The 18,993-nt window shown below is 48.5% G+C and carries 20 protein-coding genes; 1 reads left to right on the top strand and 19 read right to left on the bottom strand.

Annotation, left to right across the window (positions count from 1 at the left end):
• Window positions 1–8 precede the first annotated feature (8 nt).
• The 13 genes from rfaE1 to uvrC form a co-directional block, all read right to left on the bottom strand.
• Window positions 9–932 carry a D-glycero-beta-D-manno-heptose-7-phosphate kinase gene (rfaE1, locus tag VN23_RS06105; RefSeq protein ID WP_197433037.1) on the bottom strand — a complete coding sequence of 308 codons (924 nt, stop codon included), beginning with the start codon at window positions 930–932 and terminating at the stop codon, window positions 9–11.
• A gap of 27 nt (window positions 933–959) precedes the next feature.
• Window positions 960–1,655: an orotidine-5'-phosphate decarboxylase gene (gene pyrF / locus VN23_RS06100; RefSeq protein ID WP_046350122.1), complete on the bottom strand. Its 696-nt coding sequence runs from the start codon at window positions 1,653–1,655 to the stop codon at window positions 960–962.
• A 45-nt stretch (window positions 1,656–1,700) separates the two neighbouring features.
• A complete protein-coding gene (gene lapB, locus VN23_RS06095; RefSeq protein ID WP_046350121.1) occupies window positions 1,701–2,870 on the bottom strand; it encodes a lipopolysaccharide assembly protein LapB in 1,170 nt (389 codons plus the stop codon).
• 8 nt (window positions 2,871–2,878) lie between these two features.
• Window positions 2,879–3,181: a LapA family protein gene (locus VN23_RS06090; protein ID WP_046350120.1), complete on the bottom strand. Its 303-nt coding sequence runs from the start codon at window positions 3,179–3,181 to the stop codon at window positions 2,879–2,881.
• A 152-nt stretch (window positions 3,182–3,333) separates the two neighbouring features.
• Window positions 3,334–3,618, bottom strand: coding sequence for an integration host factor subunit beta (locus VN23_RS06085; RefSeq protein WP_046350225.1), 285 nt, complete (start codon window positions 3,616–3,618; stop codon window positions 3,334–3,336).
• Between the two features lie 16 nt (window positions 3,619–3,634).
• Complete coding sequence (rpsA, locus tag VN23_RS06080) at window positions 3,635–5,338, bottom strand: 30S ribosomal protein S1 (RefSeq protein WP_046350119.1); 1,704 nt, start codon at window positions 5,336–5,338, stop codon at window positions 3,635–3,637.
• 217 nt (window positions 5,339–5,555) lie between these two features.
• A complete protein-coding gene (cmk, locus tag VN23_RS06075; RefSeq protein ID WP_046350118.1) occupies window positions 5,556–6,224 on the bottom strand; it encodes a (d)CMP kinase in 669 nt (222 codons plus the stop codon).
• 29 nt (window positions 6,225–6,253) lie between these two features.
• Window positions 6,254–7,240, bottom strand: a complete 987-nt coding sequence (locus VN23_RS06070; protein WP_046350117.1) for an aldo/keto reductase — start codon at window positions 7,238–7,240, stop codon at window positions 6,254–6,256.
• Between the two features lie 49 nt (window positions 7,241–7,289).
• Window positions 7,290–8,165, bottom strand: coding sequence for a prephenate dehydrogenase (locus VN23_RS06065; protein ID WP_046350116.1), 876 nt, complete (start codon window positions 8,163–8,165; stop codon window positions 7,290–7,292).
• A complete protein-coding gene (locus VN23_RS06060; protein WP_046350115.1) occupies window positions 8,165–8,818 on the bottom strand; it encodes an META and DUF4377 domain-containing protein in 654 nt (217 codons plus the stop codon). Before VN23_RS06060 ends, VN23_RS06065 begins: the two co-directional genes overlap by 1 nt.
• Window positions 8,819–8,835: 17 nt before the next feature.
• On the bottom strand, window positions 8,836–9,846 hold the full coding sequence (locus tag VN23_RS06055; protein WP_046350114.1) for a 3-deoxy-7-phosphoheptulonate synthase: 1,011 nt from the start codon (window positions 9,844–9,846) through the stop codon (window positions 8,836–8,838).
• A gap of 73 nt (window positions 9,847–9,919) precedes the next feature.
• A complete protein-coding gene (gene pgsA / locus VN23_RS06050) occupies window positions 9,920–10,489 on the bottom strand; it encodes a CDP-diacylglycerol--glycerol-3-phosphate 3-phosphatidyltransferase (protein ID WP_046350224.1) in 570 nt (189 codons plus the stop codon).
• Between the two features lie 152 nt (window positions 10,490–10,641).
• Window positions 10,642–12,483 carry an excinuclease ABC subunit UvrC gene (uvrC, locus tag VN23_RS06045; RefSeq protein WP_046350113.1) on the bottom strand — a complete coding sequence of 614 codons (1,842 nt, stop codon included), beginning with the start codon at window positions 12,481–12,483 and terminating at the stop codon, window positions 10,642–10,644.
• A 235-nt stretch (window positions 12,484–12,718) separates the two neighbouring features.
• Here uvrC and VN23_RS06040 point away from each other — a divergent pair, with 235 nt between their 5' ends.
• The gene (locus tag VN23_RS06040) at window positions 12,719–13,459 is read left to right on the top strand and encodes a substrate-binding periplasmic protein (RefSeq protein WP_046350112.1); all 741 of its coding nucleotides are present in this window, start codon (window positions 12,719–12,721) and stop codon (window positions 13,457–13,459) included.
• A gap of 281 nt (window positions 13,460–13,740) precedes the next feature.
• Here the strand turns inward: VN23_RS06040 and VN23_RS21720 are convergent, their stop codons facing one another.
• The 6 genes from VN23_RS21720 to VN23_RS06015 all read right to left on the bottom strand — a co-directional run bounded on the left by VN23_RS21720 (window position 13,741) and on the right by VN23_RS06015 (window position 18,892).
• Complete coding sequence (locus VN23_RS21720; RefSeq protein WP_156455125.1) at window positions 13,741–13,902, bottom strand: hypothetical protein; 162 nt, start codon at window positions 13,900–13,902, stop codon at window positions 13,741–13,743.
• A gap of 175 nt (window positions 13,903–14,077) precedes the next feature.
• On the bottom strand, window positions 14,078–15,073 hold the full coding sequence (gene rfaD, locus VN23_RS06035; RefSeq protein ID WP_046350111.1) for an ADP-glyceromanno-heptose 6-epimerase: 996 nt from the start codon (window positions 15,071–15,073) through the stop codon (window positions 14,078–14,080).
• 65 nt (window positions 15,074–15,138) lie between these two features.
• Entirely contained in the window at window positions 15,139–16,833 is a 1,695-nt protein-coding gene (locus VN23_RS06030) for a glycoside hydrolase family 9 protein (protein ID WP_046350110.1), read from the bottom strand.
• Window positions 16,834–17,718, bottom strand: a complete 885-nt coding sequence (locus tag VN23_RS06025) for an ROK family protein (RefSeq protein WP_046350109.1) — start codon at window positions 17,716–17,718, stop codon at window positions 16,834–16,836.
• On the bottom strand, window positions 17,715–18,386 hold the full coding sequence (locus VN23_RS06020; RefSeq protein ID WP_046350108.1) for a uracil-DNA glycosylase: 672 nt from the start codon (window positions 18,384–18,386) through the stop codon (window positions 17,715–17,717). The genes VN23_RS06025 and VN23_RS06020 overlap by 4 nt, the downstream gene beginning before the upstream one ends.
• Entirely contained in the window at window positions 18,386–18,892 is a 507-nt protein-coding gene (locus tag VN23_RS06015) for a PilZ domain-containing protein (RefSeq protein WP_046350107.1), read from the bottom strand. The genes VN23_RS06020 and VN23_RS06015 overlap by 1 nt, the downstream gene beginning before the upstream one ends.
• Between the last annotated feature and the right edge of the window lie 101 nt (window positions 18,893–18,993).

The following is an 18,993-nucleotide window of genomic DNA, read 5'->3' as shown; positions in this document are numbered from 1 at the left end:
AGCCTTATTTAAGCAAATAGCTCATCAGGGTGCACCACCGCTGTACCCAATTTAGCCACTACTACACCGGCAGCACGATTCGACCAATCCATGGCCTCTGGCATTTCTAAACCCGCTGCTAACATTAAACCTAAAGTGGCAATTACAGTATCCCCAGCTCCTGACACATCAAACACTTCATGCGCATGAGTTGGCTTATGCACGACGCCTTGTTTGCGAAACAGAGTCATACCCTCTTCGCTACGGGTAACAAGTAGTGCATCTAAATCTAAAGAAGCACGCAAGGCCTCGGCTTTTTCTGCCAGCTCATCATCACTACTCCACTTTCCGGCGACCTGTTTAAACTCGCTACGATTAGGCGTTAGCAAAGTCGCACCGCGGTAGCGTTCGTACTCATCGCCCTTAGGATCAACCAGCACGGTTTTGCCTGCGGCACGGGCAATTTCAATCATCATCTGCACATGGCGCAAACCACCTTTGCCATAGTCAGACAAAATCACCACATCAACATTCGGCAAGAGCGCTTTAAAATCATCCAGTTTCGCTGCCAAAACTTCATGGCTTGGCTCGCTTTCAAAATCAATCCGCAATAACTGTTGCTGCCTTGCCAGTACACGCAGCTTCACTGTGGTATCAATATTCAAATCACGGTGAAAATAGGTATTTACTTTATCAGTAAGCAATAAATCCTCTAAGCTGCGCCCTGCCTCATCATCGCCAATCACAGCCAAAAGATAAGCCTGCCCGCCGAGTGCCGCAATATTACGCGCCACGTTGGCGGCGCCTCCTGCACGCTCTTCAGTACGACGAATTCTCGCCACCGGTACAGGTGCCTCAGGCGAGATACGCTCTACATCGCCAAACCAATAGCGATCAAGCATTACATCGCCCACCACCATCACACGCGCCTTTGCAACGGCGCGTTGCAGCATTTTTTTGCCTTCAGGAGAGAGCATCGCCTACCCCGCCAAGCTGGCGTTAATTGCAGCCAGTGTTGCAGCAGGATCTTCACTTTGAGTAATTGGGCGGCCAATCACAAGGTAATTGGAGCCTGCTGCAATCGCCTCCTGAGGCGTCATAATACGGGATTGATCATTTACCGCCGTGTTGGCCGGACGGATTCCCGGTGTCACTAATTTGAACTCAGGGCTACTTAATGAGCGTACTAAACCCGCTTCATGGGCAGAGCAAACCACGCCATCCAGGCCGCAGCTATACGTCAGGCGTGCCAGCATTTCGACTTGCTTGGCAGGCTCTGGCAGCATTAACTCGGCTAGGTCACTGCTATTCATGCTGGTCAACACCGTAACAGCAATCAATAAAGGGCGCTGTGGCAATGCTTCTAAAGCATCACGCGTGGCTTCCATCATGCGGCGGCCGCCGCTCGCATGCACATTCACCATCCACACACCCAGCTCAGCAGCTGCCTTGCAGGCCTGCGCGACGGTATTCGGGATGTCATGAAATTTAAGATCTAAGAAAACATCAAAACCACGGGCAACCAACTGCTCAATCAATTGAGGGCCGCAACGAGTGAACAACTCCTTACCCACCTTTAAACGACAAAGCGCTGGGTTAACACGATCAGCAAACGCCAATGCTTCAGCAGCACTTGCATAATCAAGGGCAACGACCACTTTGGATGAGGAAGACATACAAGATCCTGTATTTTTAAATAGCTTCAAATTCTAAAATATCAATCAGCTGGATTTTTGCGCGCCGCGCACAGGCGGAAATGTTTCCCACTCGGTGCATGCAGGGCAATGCCAGAAATATTGCTTTGCTTTAAAGCCACAATGCGTGCAGCGATACATGGTTTGCTCGCGTGTTGCATCGTGAATCAGCTTCACAATCAGCTCCAACTCGACTTTTTGATCGTCTGGAGCCACCAAAAGGTGCGCTTCCAGTACTTTGCGCAAACTGGGCATAGTTGGATGCGCTTTAAGACGCTCGCGAACAAACTCATGCGTGGCCAGCAGGCCTTGCTCGGTGAGCAGCCGCTCATAAGCCAGATCCAGCACATCCAGCTCAGGATATTGCCGCAACAAACCAAGCAGAAGCTGAGTGCCCTCGCTGGTCCGGCCTTGTGCATCGTAGGCCGCCAACAAGCCTCTTGCAGCTAGTGCGATATATAGAGGCTCTTGTGATTCAATTCTTAACCATGCTTCGATGGCTGCATCAACATTGCCAGCGGCAATCTCCAGCTCGGCAAGCAGCATATTTGCCCGGGCGCATTTACGGTGTTCTGCTATGGCTTTTTGCAAATAGACTCTGGCAGCAGCAGGCTCGGATCGTAAAGCACCTTGCGATGCTAACTCACAATAAAACTGCGCAATTTCATGTTGATAGGTATGACGCTCATCGCGCAATTGCTGTGCTGTTTCAATCGCTTTCGCCCATGCTTTTTCCTGCTGATAAACGCCCAGCAATTCAACACGTGCCTGACGGGCATAATCGGTATCTGCCAGCTCAGTCAGCAAGCTTTCAGCCCGATCAAACAGGCCCGCCTGCATAAAGTCTAAGGCCAATTCAAATTGTGCAGTTTGCCTCTGTGCCACAGTCAGCTCACGACGCACCAATAATTTTTGGTGCATACGAATAGCGCGTTCCAATTCCCCACGGCGGCGGAATAAATGCCCTAGGGTAAATTGCAATTCAATCGTTTCTGCATGGTGACGTGCAATATCCACATAGACATCAACAGCCCGATTGGTTTCGCCATTCAATAAGTAATTGAGCCCTTTGAAATACGCCACCGGCAAGGAGCGTGTTTCAGACAAGACATGTTTAATATCTACGCGCGCAGCTAACCAGCCCAACGCAAAAAATGCCGGCAGGGCAATTAACCACCAATATTCAATTTCAAGCATAAAGGGATTTACAACGCATCACGAGGTTGTTCAACAAAAAGATCTGGCGCTGAATCTGCGATGGTTTGTTTGGTGCGTAATTCTTTTTTTAAGCTAACGACTTCACGACGCAAGCGAATAATTTTAGAAAAAGCGGCCAATAGACCAAACACAGCACCAATCACAAAGAAAACCAGTAGCAGCAAAGCAAGGGGTGCCTGCCAGAAATAGCCTAAAAAGAATTTAAGCACTACAGGTTCGGCATTATGCATGGCAAAACCAAACATAATGACAAATAGAAAGAATTTGATAAGCCAGAACAAATAGCGCATTGGTCTAAACCATAGAAATAAGCTAGACCGTATTGTAACCGATTAAGCGCAATCCAAACGATCAGCAATCACTTGGTATTAAGTAAGAATGAAGTACACCGCGCTTTTATGCAAAAAGGCGACACCCTGAGGTGTCGCCTTGAAGCAGAACATCAAATCAGGGCATCAACCCTTTCTCTCAGCTCTTTACCCGCTTTAAAGTGGGGGACAAATTTTTCCGGAACCGATACTTTCGTACCTGATTTCGGATTGCGCCCCACTCGTGGCGGGCGGTAATTCAGATCAAAACTGCCAAAGCCACGAATCTCGATGCGCTGGCCTTGAGACAAGCTCTTGGCCATTGCATCTAAGATGGTTTTCACAGCCAGCTCTGCATCCTTCGCAACCAGCTGCGGATAACGCTGGGCGAGCTTTGCAATAAGCTCGGACTTGGTCATCCCACCTTGATCCATATTACTCAGCGCCGGACATCTTAGCTTTCAGCAGAGCGCCAAGGCTAGTTGTACCTGCAGTGCCTGTGCTTTCTGTAGACAGCTTGCTCATTACTTCTGTTTCATCAGCGGAATCTTTCGCTTTGATCGACAGGTTGATCGAACGGTTCTTACGATCAACGTTGATGATCATGGCTTCAACTTCGTCGCCTTCTTTCAGCACAGTACGGATGTCTTCAACGCGATCGCGTGAAACTTCTGTAGAGCGCAGGTAACCTTCGATTTCTTCAGACAGAGCAATGATCGCGCCCTTAGCATCCAAAGATTTCACAGTACCCTTAACAAGGGAACCTTTGTCGAAAGTGGAAACGTAGTTGTTGAAAGGATCACCTTCCATTTGCTTGATGCCAAGGCTGATGCGTTCTTTTTCAGTGTCGATAGACAGAACCATCGCTTCAACTTCATCGCCTTTCTTGTAGTTGCGAACAGCTTCTTCGCCAGCCACGTTCCAAGAAAGATCAGACAAGTGAACCAGACCGTCGATACCGCCAGCCAGACCAACGAACACACCGAAGTCAGTAATAGACTTGATAGCGCCCTTGATCTTGTCGCCCTTCTTGAAGTTTTCAGCGAAATCATCCCATGGGTTAGCCATGCACTGTTTCATACCCAGTGAGATACGACGTTTTTCTTCGTCTATATCCAGAATCATTACTTCTACTTCATCGCCAAGCTGAACAACCTTGGATGGATGAACGTTTTTGTTAGTCCAATCCATTTCTGAAACGTGAACCAGACCTTCGATGCCTTGTTCGATTTCAACGAATGCGCCGTAGTCGGTAAGGTTAGTAACCTTACCGAACATACGTGTACCCGATGGGTAACGACGTGACAAACCAACCCAAGGATCTTCGCCCAATTGCTTCAGACCCAGAGATACGCGGTTCTTCTCTTGATCGAATTTCAGAACCTTAGCTTCAACTTCATCGCCAACAGCCAGAACTTCGGATGGGTGTTTCACACGACGCCAAGCCAAGTCAGTGATGTGCAGCAGACCGTCAATACCACCCAGATCAACGAACGCGCCGTAGTCTGTGATGTTTTTAACGATACCCTTGATGATTGCGCCTTCCTTGAGTGTTTCAAGGAGTTTTTGACGCTCTTCGCCCAAGGACTCTTCAAGCACAGCACGACGCGAAACAACAACGTTGTTACGCTTACGGTCAAGCTTGATCACCTTGAATTCGATTTGCTTGCCTTCGAATGGGGTGGTGTCTTTAACCGGACGAATATCAACCAAAGAACCTGGCAAGAATGCGCGCAGACCGTTAACCATAACAGTCAGACCACCCTTAACCTTACCGGAAATAACGCCGGTCATTACCATGGCTTTTTCGAGGCAGTCTTCAAGCTCAATCCACGCAGCCAAGCGTTTTGCTTTTTCGCGGGAGAGTTTAGTTTCGCCATAGCCGTTTTCAAGGCTATCAATCGCAACAGGAACGAAATCGCCAACCTTAACATCAAGGTCACCGTTGTCGTTTTTAAATTCTTCGAGCGGGATGAGCGACTCGGACTTCAGGCCGGCATTCACAGTCACGAAGTTATGGTCGATAGCAACCACTTCAGCAGTGATCACTTCACCAGCGCGCATTTCCTGACGCGTTAGGCTTTCTTCGAACAGAGCGGCAAAGCTTTCCATGGAGCCGGACAGAGTAGCAGTAGTCATATAAATGGAAATTTCCAAGCATTTTTGGCGGAATGCCAAAAATAAGTTAGTTAAACAAATGTTGCACGGCTTTGCGCCCTGCTAACACGACAAATACCCAAAAGGGCAAAAGCCATGACCTAGGGCCACGGCTTAGTGGGGCGATTCTAAAGATTTCTCTGTTATAGTTCAAGTACTTGGAGACAAAAGGTGTGATTTATAACAAGAAAAGCCACATTTAAAGCGATTGCATACGTGTTTTCCACGAGGATAAAACGCATTCAACCACCTGATCCAAGTTTAATTCCGAGGTTTCCAGCAACAAAGCGTCATGCCATTGACGTAACGGGGCCTCTATCCTTGCAGCATCACGCTCGTCCCTCGATTGCAAATCACGTGTAATTGCAGCTAAATCCGCCGACTCACCTCGGGCAATCAATTGCTGATAACGGCGCTCAGCCCGAACTTCTGCGGTAGCGGTAAGGAAAATCTTGAGCTGTGCATCAGGAAACACCACCGAGCCCATATCCCGACCATCGGCAACCAGGCCTTGTTTAGTGGCAAATGCACGCTGCCGCGCCAACAAAGCCTGCCTCACCGCAGCAAAAGCAGCCACTTGTGAAGCCCCTACTCCAATCGACTCACTGCGAATCACAGCACCTACATCCTGCCCAGCCAGTAAAACCAGCTTATTTTCAAAACGCACGTCTAAAGATTGAGCGACTTGCGCGACGCCTTGCTCATCATTCCAATCCACACCCGCCTGCTGAGCCGCCAAAGCAGTCAGACGATACAAAGCCCCCGAATCCAGATAGGCAAACCCCAGTACCTCTGCCACGCGCTGTGCCACCGAGCCCTTACCCGAAGCAGAGGGGCCATCTATAGCCAAAATAGCAATACCCGACATATTTTCCTTTTTAGCGACTCATGCCGCCGCTACTCTTTTAAAATTAATTCAATCGCTTGCAACTCGGCCGCATCGAAGGCCAAGTTTTGCACTGCTAAAATATTTTCTTGTATTTGTGCTACTTGGCTGGCACCAATAATCACCGATGTCACTTTAAGCAACGCCCAAGCCAAAGCCATTTGTGCCAAGGTTTGCCCGCGTGATTGTGCAATATGATTTAAAGCTTTGACCTGAGCAATACGCAATTCCACTTTATCTACTGTTAAAAAAGGATTGTCGGATGCCGCCGCACGCGAATCGGCCGGAACACCATTTAAATAACGTGAGGTCAGTAAGCCCTGCGCCAAGGGGCAAAAAGCAATCGAGCCTACCCCTTCTTCTGCTAATACATCGCACAAGCCATCTTCAATCCAGCGATCAAACATCGAATAGGAAGGCTGGTGAATTAAGCAGGGCGTACCCAGCGCTTTTAAGATGCGACTTGCTTCCTTCGTTTGCTCGGCAGAATAAGATGAAATCCCCACATATAATGCTTTGCCTTGCCGCACCATCGCATCCAGCGCCGACATAGTTTCTTCAAGCGGCGTTTCTGGATCAGGGCGATGCGAGTAGAAAATATCTACATAATCCAAACCCATGCGCTGCAAGCTTTGATCGAGGCTTGCCATTAAATATTTACGACTCCCCCACTCACCATAAGGGCCGGGCCACATTTCCCAACCGGCCTTACTAGAGACAATGATTTCATCACGATAAGATTTGAGATCTTTTGCCAGAACACGGCCAAAAGTAGATTCAGCCGCGCCCGGTGGCGGGCCATAATTATTAGCCAAATCAAAATGAGTAATCCCCGCATCAAAGGCCGACAAAACCATGCTGCGACTGGTTTCGTAAGCGCGATTTTCACCAAAGTTATGCCACAAACCCAAAGAAATAGCGGGCAACTTCAAGCCACTACGACCCACTCGGCGATAAGGCATGTCCTGATAACGCGTTTCACTGGCGATATAATTCATTTTCACTCCCTTTAGGGCGCACGAAAAACGCCCACTCAAGCAAAACTCACTACGACCGAGACCGACGACCCCATTGATTGCGCGCCGTGCTGGCACGAACAATCTGCTCGTTCAAGCCTAAAGCATCGTGGTTTTCAATGCAGTCTATTAATGCCAGTAATTGTGCCGCATTGGCTTTTAAATCCAGCAAAATGGCTTCTTTATTGGCCAAAGTGATATCTCGCCACATTTCAGGGTGAGATGCCGCGATACGCGTAAAGTCCCGAAATCCTGTAGCCGCAAAATCAAAACAAAGCGCTGCATTGTGGCGATCGAGTACGGCATTCATATAGCTAAACGCCAGCAAATGCGGCACGTGGCTGACCGCTGAAAAAACACCGTCGTGCTCAGCTGCGCTCATTTCAAACACTTGCGCACCGCAGGCCTGCCACAAGGATTTTAATAACTCGATCGACTCCGGTGCGCTTTCGGTCAGTGGCGTCAATACCACCCGCCTCCCCTCATACAAACCATATTGTGCAGCGGCGGCGCCTGATAGTTCAGAACCCGCAATGGGGTGCCCCGGCACGCAACGACTTAAGTGCTGCGGCAAGTATTGCCGATAGAGCGCGCATACATCCTGCTTGGTAGAGCCAGCATCACTCACTATGCAATGCAGAGGCAGATGCGGTGCAATTTGCTGCAAAAGCGCCGCCATCTGGCCAACTGGGGCACTAAGCAAAACCAAATCGGCACCTTGAACCGCTAAAGCCGCATCATTACTGGCTTCATCAATCACTTTTAGCTCAAGCGCGCGCGCCAGATTGTCAGGGTTTCGCCCTACCCCCACCACATGCTCGACGCACTTCGCCCGCTTTAGCGCCAAAGAAAACGAGCCTCCAATCAGGCCCGTTCCAAGCAGAACCAGCTTTTTAAGCTTGCGCATCAGTCACCCAAAACTTCGAGTAATACATATTTAAATGCGGAAGCATCCGCAGGCGGATTAGCTACTTTTTCACGCCGCACTTTAATTTTGTAGCTTTTGCCTGCTACATAATCGAAGCCTTCGATTTGGCTATAAAAAAGAGTCCATTGCCCAGAAGGCGCTTCACGCGTTTGCATGCACTCCATTTGAGCCACACCCGCAGAGCAAGTCTTTGTTTCTGGCGCAATATAGAGCACTTGCTCAATGGCATCAGACTGGCGAATAAAAATCAAACGCTGCCCCTTAGCACCGCTAAATTCCAGACGATTTGGCTGCTTTAATTTAAAGCGCTTAGCGCCTTCAAACACAGCCAGTACCGCAGATTCATTACGCTGCGCAACATCCCCCAAGCAGGCCATGCGTGTTGTTGCAAGTGGACCCACTTTAAACTTAGGCACGGTGCTGATTGAGCCTGAGTAGCGATTGCATCCGGCAAAACCACTCAGGCGATCGCCTTGAATTGTTAAGGTAGGCGCTTTTTCATGCGGTCGAAATGAGGCCCCTGCATGCCGCCACTCACTTAAAACATAATCACCATCGAGCAAAGAACGCGCCTCTGCGGCCACCGACAAAGACAGCAATGCGATCAGCACTGTGTTTCTAAATGTTTTCATATCAAGCCCCTGCATGTTTATAAGGAACGCCCTAGCGCCGCAGCCAAGGGCTTTAGCCCCGCCATTAACTGCATTAAATCCGCCGGACTCAAAGCTTGATCTGCCGCATAGCGTGCTTCAGCAGGATTTGGGTGCACATCCAGCAATACCCCATCGGCCCCTGCAGCAATTGCAGCTTGCGTTAAAGCAGGCACCATCCATGATTTACCGCAGGCATCGCTTGGGTCGACCATGACTGGCAAATGAGTTTCTTGTTTTAATACAGCAATTGCGCTGATATCCAATACATTGCGATAGGCATTTTCAAAAGTACGAATACCATGTTCGCAAAAAATAATATTATGATTGCCACCAGCTGCAATTGATTCCGCGGCCATCAGCCATTCACCTATCGTGGCAGATACACCGCGCTTTAGGATGATTGGCTTATTAATTCGCCCCACTTCCCTGAGTAAATCCAGATTTTGCATATTGCGCTCGCCAATCTGAATCATTTCAATATCGTATTCCATAAAAGCATCGAGCATACGCACATCGGGCAACTCGGCGACCACGGGCAATTGATGTCGTGCGGCAGCGTCTTTGAGCCAAGCCAAGGCTTCGCGCTCTTTTCGCGGCGCGGCATAAGCTTCGGCATGAAATGCGCCGCAACGCATCATGCGGCAAGATGCTGCGGCTAGCGCGTCGGCGGTTAAATCCATTTGCTGCGCCGATTCGGCGGCATAAGGCCCGGCAATGATTTGAATCTGTACGCCACCAATTTCAATGCCGCGCACTTTAATCGTGGTGCCATGAGGGTGCGTGCTGCGAGAAACAATTTTGTATTGCTTGGCAACGCGATTGACTCGATCGACCCCAGGTAAAATCGCAAAACGGGAAGGCTCCAGCCTTTCCTCATCACCAATCACGCCAATGATTGTCAGCTCTGCGCCGCGCGAAAGATGTTCTTTTAAACCAGATTGATGAATCTTATGCACTACCGCGTCGATCTGCGCTTCACTTGCGCCGTACTTCATCACAATAATCATACGATCGCCTTTTAATGCGGCCCATAAAAAACCTGCAGATTGCTGCAGGTTTTTATCGAAAGACTGCAGTCACTTATTCTTCTTTAAATTGCTTCGCGGCCAGTTCCAGATAATAAAACATTGAAACTATCGTCAATATACCCGCCACATAAAGTGCCAGCTCCCCCACAAACTGAGTGGAAATTCCGGGCAACAAGGGACCAGACCAAAGCAATAATAAAATAGCAACCATCTGCGCACCGGTTTTTAATTTACCGATATAAGCAACCGCCGTATTTTTGGATTTACCCAGCTGAGCCATCCATTCGCGCAGTGCTGAAATGGTGATTTCCCGACCAATAATAATCACCGCCAGCCATGCTGGCGCGCGAGCCAGCTCAACCAATAGAATGAGCGCTGCGGCTACCATCAATTTATCGGCAACAGGGTCTAAAAATGCACCAAAGCTGGATGTTTGATTCCAGCGGCGTGCTAAATAGCCATCAAACCAATCGGTAATGGCCGCTAGAAAAAATAAAGAGCCCCCTACCATATTTTGCATCGTCACCGGCATTACGGTAGCTGGCAGGTAAAAAACGCCCACAAAAATAGGGATCAGCGCCACGCGCAACCAAGTCAGAAAAATCGGCAAATTAAAAGGCATGCGAATACGGAACCCAATGGCAAATATTGCAAGAAAACCGCATTCTACCAGCATGCACCGGCATATTAGCTGTCAAGGGTATTTTATTGCGCGCATTCGTAAAGAATCTGCAACAGGGATTTAAAAACCACAAAAAACCAGCCACTTTGAAATCAAGCATGTAAAACCGCGTAGATTTTCTCTGCCAATGCAGAATTAATCCCCTCAACTTGTTTTAACTCATCTAATGTCGCCGCCTTTACACCCTGCAAACCACCAAAACTCGCCAGCAACTTTTGACGACGCTTAGGCCCGATTCCTTCCACGTCTTCTAATGAAGAAGTCACTCTCGCCTTTGCTCGCCGTGCACGGTGGCCAGTAATGGCAAAGCGGTGTGCTTCATCGCGAATTTGCTGGATGAGATGCAATGCGGGGTGGTCGCGCTTGAGCAAAATGGGCGCAGGCCTATCATTTAAAATCAACTGTTCCAAACCTGCTTTGCGTGTTTCACCCTTGGCCACGCCTAGCAAAATAGGGCTACTCATTCCGACTTCGGCCATGGCTTCGGTCGCCATCGAGAGTTGGCCTTTGCCACCATCAATCAACACCACATCGGGCACGATACCCTCGCCCGCAGCAATTTTTCCGTAGCGCCGAATCAAGGCTTGCCGCATCGCGGCATAATCATCACCCGGCGTAATGCCTTCAATATTGTAGCGACGGTATTCTTTGGGCTGCATATCAAAACGATCGTACACCACACAAGAAGCAACGGTGGCCTCGCCCATGGTGTGCGAAATATCAAAACACTCGATCCGCGCCACTGTATCAGGCCAATTCATCGCCTCAATCAAAGACCCTAGGCGCGCGTGTTGCGTGGCAGTTTGGCTGCTGCGTTGCAAAATCGCCAACTCGGCATTTTTAATTGCCATATCTAGCCAAACCCGTCGTTCGCCATTGGGATTGCTATTGAGCACCACTTTATGTTCGGCTTGCTGGCTTAGCAAATCGGCCAGCACGGCTGCATTTTCAGGCTCTGGCTGGCAAAAAATCACCGATGGTGCATTGCGGTCTAAATAATGCTGAGCTAAAAATGCCTCCAGTGCGGCAGGCGCATCGTAACCATCGGCATGAGATGGAAATAGATTTTTATCCCCCACATGTCGACCACCACGCACCATGGCCAGATTCACACAAATCATACCGCTGCTAATCACGCAAACCACAATGTCGGCATCCACTTCGCTACTATTGCTAGAGACAAATTGCTTATCCTGAATCCGCGATAGCGCACTGATCTGATCTCGGATAGCGGCGGCCTCTTCGAATAGCCAAGCTTCAGATGCTGCCTGCATGCGCGCTTCTAATTCGCCCAATACTTCGCTGGCCTTGCCATTTAAAAAGCGCACCGCGTTATTTACATCAGCGAGATAGTCGTCAGCAGTAATTAAATCCACACAGGGGGCCGAGCAGCGTTTGATTTGGTGCAATAGGCAGGGGCGGGAGCGATTGGCAAATACGGTGTCTTCGCAGGTGCGTAGCTTAAAAACTTTTTGCAGCAGTTGAATACTTTCTTTGACCACATAGCCATTTGGAAAAGGGCCGAAGTATTGATGGCGCTTATCTAATGCACCACGGTAATAAGCCAATCTGGGCGAGGCATGCCCGGTAATCACTACATAGGGATAGCTTTTATCATCGCGAAACAAAATGTTATAGCGCGGGCTTAATGCTTTAATCAGATTGTTTTCTAAAACCAGCGCTTCGCCCTCAGAGCGAACAACGGTTGTTTCGAGACCCACTACCTGCGCCAACATTAAACGAATACGCGGGCTATGGTCATTTTTCTGAAAATAAGAGCCGACGCGTTTTTTAAGGCTAATGGCCTTGCCCACATAGAGCACCTTGCCATCTGCACCGATAAAACGGTACACCCCCGGCTGGCTCGGCAAGTTTTTTACTTGCTCAAGCAGTGGCTGTAATTGCATATCGTCAGGGGATGTAGATTCGGGCATAAGAAAAAAGATGAGCGGCAGGTGCGGGCATTCTACGCGGCTTCCTTGAATTCCCCCACCTTCGCAACAGCAAAAAGTAGATTATTGATGTAACAAAGCCATGCTTATACCAATCGCAGCACCGCCCATACGTGCAGAACAAACAATCAGGCGACTCCCCTGTTTTTATCGCTTACAGTCAAAGTGCGTCACCCACGAACCAGTGCATCAGTCAGGATCAAGTAGGCGAAATGCAATGACAAAAGATGGCCTTATTTTATTATCACTTCTTTTTTCTTCACCTTCTTTTGCCGAAAAATTAAAAATTTGCGGCGTCTACTGGCCCCCGTTTACCTATAGCCAGCAAGGCCAGCTCAACAAGGGCATTTCAATTGAAATTTATCAAGAAGCCTTCAAGCGACTCAAAATTGACTTTACTGCGGATGAATTGCCCTGGCCGCGCTGCATTAACAATGTAAAAACAGGCAGCTACGATGCGGTCATCGACAATGCCGCACTTAATCCCTTTATCAGCGGCCACTTTCTTACCAGCATGTACCAACTGGCTATTTTCGTTAGAAAGAACATGACTCAGGAGGTGTTTTCATGGGAAGAAATGAAGGGCAAAAAAGTAGGCATGGTACGAGGGTATGACTACACGGAGCAAATTAAAAACTTTAAAGGCTGGCAAGTTGATTTGGCACAGGATGATGAAACCATGCTCAGAAAACTAAAAGGGCAGCGTTACGATTATGTGCTGCTTGATATTTTCTCCGCCCCCTTATTAGCAGACAAAGTAGGTGTAGAAATAAAAATGCTGCGCCCTCTTATTGGCTCGACCAAGCTCCACCTAGTGTTTAATAAGAAAAAAAGCGAAACCATGAAACGATTCGATAAAACAATTGGAGAAATGATTAAAGACAAAACCATCGATAATATTTATAGAAAATATCTACCATATAGCTATAGCGATGTAATTAATATGCAAATAAAATAAAAAACCACTTTCATTTAAACAACTGAATAAGTAGAAAAATGGATGGGTCTGATTTACGCGCGATAACCTTATCTTTTCCTTTAGCATCCTATTACGCACGCTCACACCCTTAATATCAACTCACCGGGCTAGCTTGATTTAACCAGCACCTAATGGCAAGCCTCCCCACAACGCATGCTTTTTATTGATAGTGGCATATCCAGCGACAGCGACCAAGATCCTAGTATTTCGCAAAAAAGCACACGCTGACATTGTTTCATTCTTGCAAATATAGTGCCGCATCAAGTTAAGTCAGCGGCTTGCTGCACGGCCACTGGAGCCGAAAGCGTAGAAACCTGCGAATCTCTTATGCTTTCTTCGTGTGCATTCACAATAATCAGATAAAGCGCAATATGCACAAAAGCAACAAAGAAAAGAACCAGTAAGTGAGCGGTGGTTTTCATGATGGTGACTCCATTTAGTGCTGTCGATAAGCTCACTGTAATGGGTCAAATTGCGAGTAGATAGGTGTAAGCGATAAGCTGCTAAAAACTTGGCGTGAACTGCAAAAAATGCCTGCTGAAGTGCTATAAACAAAGGGATGCGCCAAAAAAGCCGGGCTCCTGCCCGGCTTTTTGCCTACTTGCTTAGCAATACTTCAACATAACGGCGCACGCCTTCTTCTACCGTTAAGAAGTCTTCGTCGTAACCAGACTCCCGTAGCAAGGTGGTATCGGCCTCGGTAAAGCTTTGGTACTTGCCTTTAAGTGAATCTGGAAAATCAATATATTCCAGCACGCCTTGTGCAATCATTTCTTCCAGAGTCAGCGCCAACTTGCCTTCATGCTCACGGCAGGTATTGACCACCGCCAGTGCCACATCATTAAATGGCTGTGATTTTCCTGTGCCCAGATTATAAATCCCGCATACATCGGGATTATCTAAGAACCATAGATTGGCTTTAACGACGTCTTCTACCGAAATAAAATCACGGGTATGGCCGCCATTGCCGTAGCCACCATATTCGCCAAATAATTTTACTTTGCCATGTTCACGATATTGATTGAAATGATGGAAAGCCACCGAAGCCATACGGCCTTTATGCTGCTCGCGTGGGCCATAGACATTGAAGTAGCGAAAGCCCACAACTTGCGCAGTAATCTCATTCATACGCTGGCGCAGCACTTGATCGAATAAAAGCTTGGAATAGCCATATACATTTAACGGCGCTTCGCAATCTGGGCTTTCAATAAAGCCATTGTCACCATTGCCATAAGTTGCCGCGCTGGATGCATATAAAAACTGTACTTCTTCGGCTTGGCACCAATCAAATAGGGCCAAAGTATATTGATAGTTGTTATCCATCATATACTTGCCGTTATGTTCCATCGTATCCGAACAAGCGCCTTCGTGGAAAATGGCGGTAATTTCACCGTCATAATGGCCTTCGCTTAAATCGGCAATAAAATCTTCTTTATCCGCGTAATGACTAATCTGGCAATCAACCAGATTTTTAAATTGATCTGGTAAGGCTAAATCATCCACCGCAATAATGTCGGTTTCGCCGCGCGCATTCAGGCCCTTAATAATATTTGAGCCGATAAAACCGGCAGCTCCGGTAACTACAATTGCCATTTTGTTTTCCTTTTAAATCATCGCTATTAGCGCGTGGGTAAAATAAAACATTTACCCACCCTACATTAGTTTGTGCCAATTCTCGTGCTGAGCGCCAAGAATAGCCAGGCACCGTGTGGCATCCATTGCTCTGTCCAGCGCCAGCTATTGGCCATCGTGGCTATTTCAGACTTTTTAAAGTCGATATCGTTCTCATCATTCAAGCCACTCGTAATGCCATTGCACACTCCACCCGGCGCATTATAAAAGCCGACTTCATAGCGTGGGTTATTGCGACCCCAGCCTTGCAGCATGCAGGCATCAAATGGGTTTGCACCCAGCAGCCAATCTAGCACGGCTTGCTCGTATTTTGCCAATTGTGTGACTAGGGACGATTCTTCGGCAAACAGCGTTTGTGCGCGTGAGCTGGCTGCCGCAATCGAGCCTAGCCTAGCGTTCTCGCCCTGCCACCAATAGCCAGTGCCATTGTCATGTGGAATAAAAAACTGCTCGCGTCCTACGTCGCCAGCTTGTTTAACAAACTGGCGCGGATAGCCAAAGGGATTGTTTACGCTAGCAAAAGTGATCTTGAATTCATACTTAAAAGCACAACGCAGCACTTCACGAATTCGCCCAACTAAAGGTGAGCCTGGCACAACTTCAACAAAGCGCATCAATGCGATATAAGGCAGGCCCGCGTCGCTTGCATGAAAATAACTACGCTCGCCCGCGGTATCGGCTTTAAACCAACCATCCGCCGTTTGTCGTTCCAACAGATTTAAAACACGCCGTGCAGCGGCATCTGCATAAACCCCTTCGCCACTCACTGCCAGTAACTCGCAAGCCGCTAGCAAGGCACAGTAATCGTCGATAATATTTTCAACGCCATTATCTAAGTATTCAAGATTGTACTGCTCAAGATGGGCAAAACCACGCTGCGCTGCTTGCAGATATTGAGCGCGGCTAAACTCGCCATCTCGCTGCAAAACCGATGCGCGCGCCAAAGCGGCAATCGCTACGCCGCCGCCCTGACGATAGGCGGCTTGATAGTTGGCAAACTTCTCGCCTTTTTGCGTTTCATAAGCGCAAATATCACGGCGATTTTCGTCTTTAGACCATTGATCAAATACAGTGATATAAAAATAACCCGCCGGATCTTGCATACGCAGCAGGTAATCAGCACCGTGCAAGGCTTCGTCGACGATTCTTTCATTAAACCATTTGGATTGCGGCGGCAATTGCGCCAAGCCGTCGAGCAAATTCCACACCACTTGCGGCGTTTGCTGTGGATTCATAAAATTAGCAAACGACAAATGGCTCAGGTATTTAGAGCAATCTCCCGAAGCATCATACCAACCGCCATGCACATCGCGGCGCTCTTCACTACCCCATTTGAGGCGACTGCGATCGGCTTCATCGTATAGGCCGGTGCAACGCTGGCCTTTGATGTAATGCACGATATCCGACAGGATTTGCTCAGAAAATAGTTTTTTCGCAATGCTAAAAGTGTGCGAGGTAAAAGGAGGGTTGATACCATCGACTACCAGAAAATACTCGCCCTCAGCATCCAGAGCAGTGAAATCAGCCGTCCAGTAATGCCACTTGCCCTCGCCCCAATGATCTACGCTACCGCTTTGCTTGATCTCGCCCGCAAAAGCCAGCTCGCGGCTCTCTGCGTGATAAACACTAAAATGGCGCGCTGCAAAATCAGTGGGCGCATCAATAATGGCGACTTTTTGCCCTGCCAATTCAAAACCAAGGTGATTCAATAATATTTTCATTTATGCGCCCCTATGTGTCATCAGCCAGTTACGTACAGCACCCAACATACCCGCATGATTGCCTGCGGTTGCGAGCACCAGCTCAGTCATTGTTTTAAAATCAGGTAAAAGTTGTTGATCAACAGCATTGCGAATGGCTTTCAAAAAAACCTCGCCCCTTCCGGCAATGCCACCGCCTAGCACGATTTTTTCCGGATTGAAGGCGTAGATTAAATTGGCAATCCCCATGGCCAGTAAATCCAGCCACTCAGCCACCACCTTTTGCATCAGGGCATCCCCTACATCTAGGCGAGCAAAGATTATTTTTCCATTTAACTCAGCCTCACCTGTTGCTGCTTCTGAGAGACGTACTAAGCCTGACATCGACGCTTGCGATTCCCAGACTTGCCCGCCGATCTTCATATAGCCCCATTCACCAGCTGCGGCGCGATGTCCACGATGTAAGCGCCCACCCAAAACAATGCCACCGCCAATGCCTGTGCCAATGGCAATCGCAAGATAATCGCCTACACCCTGTGCTGCACCCGTCCAGCCTTCGGCCAAGGCCACGCAGTTCACATCATTTTCTGCGGTCGTGGGCAAGCCAAAAGCGGTTTCAAAAGCAGGGATCAGCGCTATTCCGGGGTAATCCGGCACGGCTTCGGCAGCGCCAAGTACCGTGCCACGAAGAGGCTCGATCAGACCAAGGCTGCTTATTGCAATGCCAATAGGCTGATATTGCTTAATCAAAGGCTGGGCGAGGAACCGCAACCTCTCCAATAAAGCAGGCCCGCCATCTGCCGCGCAAGTGTTTTGAACTTCAGCATGGCGCACTTCACCCGTATCGCTGACGATGCCGTATTTAATTTGTGTACCGCCAATATCAAAGACTAAGAGATGGCTCACTCGCTAATTTCCCACAAAATAGCCGATTTGCCCTGAGCGAGTAGATAGCGGTTTGCAGCGGAAAAATGCCCATTGCCAATAAAACCGCGATAGACAGATAACGGCGAAGGATGAGCTGAACACAAGATGCAATGCCGATTGGCATCAATCAAGGCTTGCTTCTTTTGCGCATAAGCGCCCCAAAGCATAAATACGATATGGCTGTGCTGTTCGGCTAGTGATTTAATTAAAGCATCGGTCAGCGCTTCCCAGCCCTGCCTGGCGTGCGAAGCGGCCTTATCGGCCTCAACGGTTAGCACACAATTGAGCAACAAAACACCCTGCGCCGCCCAAGGCTCCAGATTGCCATGCTGAGGTGGGCTGTGGCCCAAATCGCGCGCAACTTCTTTAAAGATATTGACTAAGGATGGCGGCGGTTTAACGCCGATGGGCACAGAAAAGCTCAAGCCATGCGCCTGGCCCGCGCCATGATAAGGGTCTTGTCCAAGCACAACCACCCTGACCTGCTCTGGCTTCATATATTCAAGCGCAGCAAACCATTGTGATGGTTTAGGATAAATCAGCTTACCTGCAGCAAGCTCAGCATCTAAAAATGCACTCAACTGCTGCCACTTTGCACTTTGCAATACATCACTCACTAAAGGCTGCCATGCGGCAGGCAACGTCATCACGCTTGTGCTCCGCGCTCGGCATGCACTATGTGACGATGATTCCTAAATACCGTGCGCTCAAACCAATCCCGTAAAGCTTCTTCTTTTAATAGCAAACGGGCCGTTACTGTATACGCTTGATCAGCCCCTACGCATGAAACAATTTCAGCAGGCAATTGCAAGGGAAAAGGCAATACCTGCGAAAGACTGATTGCTAGGGCACCATGCGCCCCCACAGGCAAGGCAGCCACATCACGCCAGGAGATCGTTTCTAAACCAACCACTACTTCTTTAGCTGCAGGCAGATTATGACTGGCATTTTTAGCCGTCCAGAGTAGCATCAAGTCCAGCTTTGCATGCAAGGCATCTTGCGCATGGCTGCGCTCATCACTTGTGGACTCAAACTCGGCCAAAACGGCAAGGTAGCGCGTTGCCTCAAAGGCACTTTGCTGCCACACGCTGTGCCATACCAAAGGTAAATGGGCTGAGAAATGCACACCATCAGGAATAGGAAGCTGATTCATAGGGCTTAACCTAGGTTGTTTTTATAAATTATACCGCGACAACGTTGTCTTTTCGCTGATGACAGCTAAGCTTTCAAAAAGACACGTAATAATCTTGAATT

Origin of the sequence: Janthinobacterium sp. B9-8 (assembly GCF_000969645.2) — a bacterium.
Classification (GTDB): domain Bacteria; phylum Pseudomonadota; class Gammaproteobacteria; order Burkholderiales; family Chitinibacteraceae; genus Iodobacter.
This window is presented reverse-complemented; position numbering and strand designations above follow the sequence as displayed.

Excerpts from the sequence above, each read along its gene's own strand:
- rpsA (WP_046350119.1), bottom strand. The coding sequence starts at position 5,338 with ATGACTACTGCTACTCTGTCCGGCTCCATGGAAAGCTTTGCCGCTCTG.
- rfaE1 (WP_197433037.1), bottom strand. The coding sequence starts at position 932 with ATGCTGCAACGCGCCGTTGCAAAGGCGCGTGTGATGGTGGTGGGCGAT.
- VN23_RS06020 (WP_046350108.1), bottom strand. The coding sequence starts at position 18,386 with ATGACGTTGCCTGCCGCATGGCAGCCTTTAGTGAGTGATGTATTGCAA.
- lapB (WP_046350121.1), bottom strand. The coding sequence starts at position 2,870 with ATGCTTGAAATTGAATATTGGTGGTTAATTGCCCTGCCGGCATTTTTT.
- VN23_RS21720 (WP_156455125.1), bottom strand. The coding sequence starts at position 13,902 with ATGAAAACCACCGCTCACTTACTGGTTCTTTTCTTTGTTGCTTTTGTG.
- VN23_RS06030 (WP_046350110.1), bottom strand. The coding sequence starts at position 16,833 with ATGAAAATATTATTGAATCACCTTGGTTTTGAATTGGCAGGGCAAAAA.
- rfaD (WP_046350111.1), bottom strand. The coding sequence starts at position 15,073 with ATGGCAATTGTAGTTACCGGAGCTGCCGGTTTTATCGGCTCAAATATT.
- VN23_RS06040 (WP_046350112.1), top strand. The coding sequence starts at position 12,719 with ATGACAAAAGATGGCCTTATTTTATTATCACTTCTTTTTTCTTCACCT.
- cmk (WP_046350118.1), bottom strand. The coding sequence starts at position 6,224 with ATGTCGGGTATTGCTATTTTGGCTATAGATGGCCCCTCTGCTTCGGGT.
- VN23_RS06070 (WP_046350117.1), bottom strand. The coding sequence starts at position 7,240 with ATGAATTATATCGCCAGTGAAACGCGTTATCAGGACATGCCTTATCGC.
- pyrF (WP_046350122.1), bottom strand. The coding sequence starts at position 1,655 with ATGTCTTCCTCATCCAAAGTGGTCGTTGCCCTTGATTATGCAAGTGCT.
- VN23_RS06060 (WP_046350115.1), bottom strand. The coding sequence starts at position 8,818 with ATGAAAACATTTAGAAACACAGTGCTGATCGCATTGCTGTCTTTGTCG.
- VN23_RS06055 (WP_046350114.1), bottom strand. The coding sequence starts at position 9,846 with ATGATTATTGTGATGAAGTACGGCGCAAGTGAAGCGCAGATCGACGCG.
- pgsA (WP_046350224.1), bottom strand. The coding sequence starts at position 10,489 with ATGCCTTTTAATTTGCCGATTTTTCTGACTTGGTTGCGCGTGGCGCTG.
- uvrC (WP_046350113.1), bottom strand. The coding sequence starts at position 12,483 with ATGCCCGAATCTACATCCCCTGACGATATGCAATTACAGCCACTGCTT.
- VN23_RS06015 (WP_046350107.1), bottom strand. The coding sequence starts at position 18,892 with ATGAATCAGCTTCCTATTCCTGATGGTGTGCATTTCTCAGCCCATTTA.
- VN23_RS06065 (WP_046350116.1), bottom strand. The coding sequence starts at position 8,165 with ATGCGCAAGCTTAAAAAGCTGGTTCTGCTTGGAACGGGCCTGATTGGA.
- VN23_RS06085 (WP_046350225.1), bottom strand. The coding sequence starts at position 3,618 with ATGACCAAGTCCGAGCTTATTGCAAAGCTCGCCCAGCGTTATCCGCAG.
- VN23_RS06090 (WP_046350120.1), bottom strand. The coding sequence starts at position 3,181 with ATGCGCTATTTGTTCTGGCTTATCAAATTCTTTCTATTTGTCATTATG.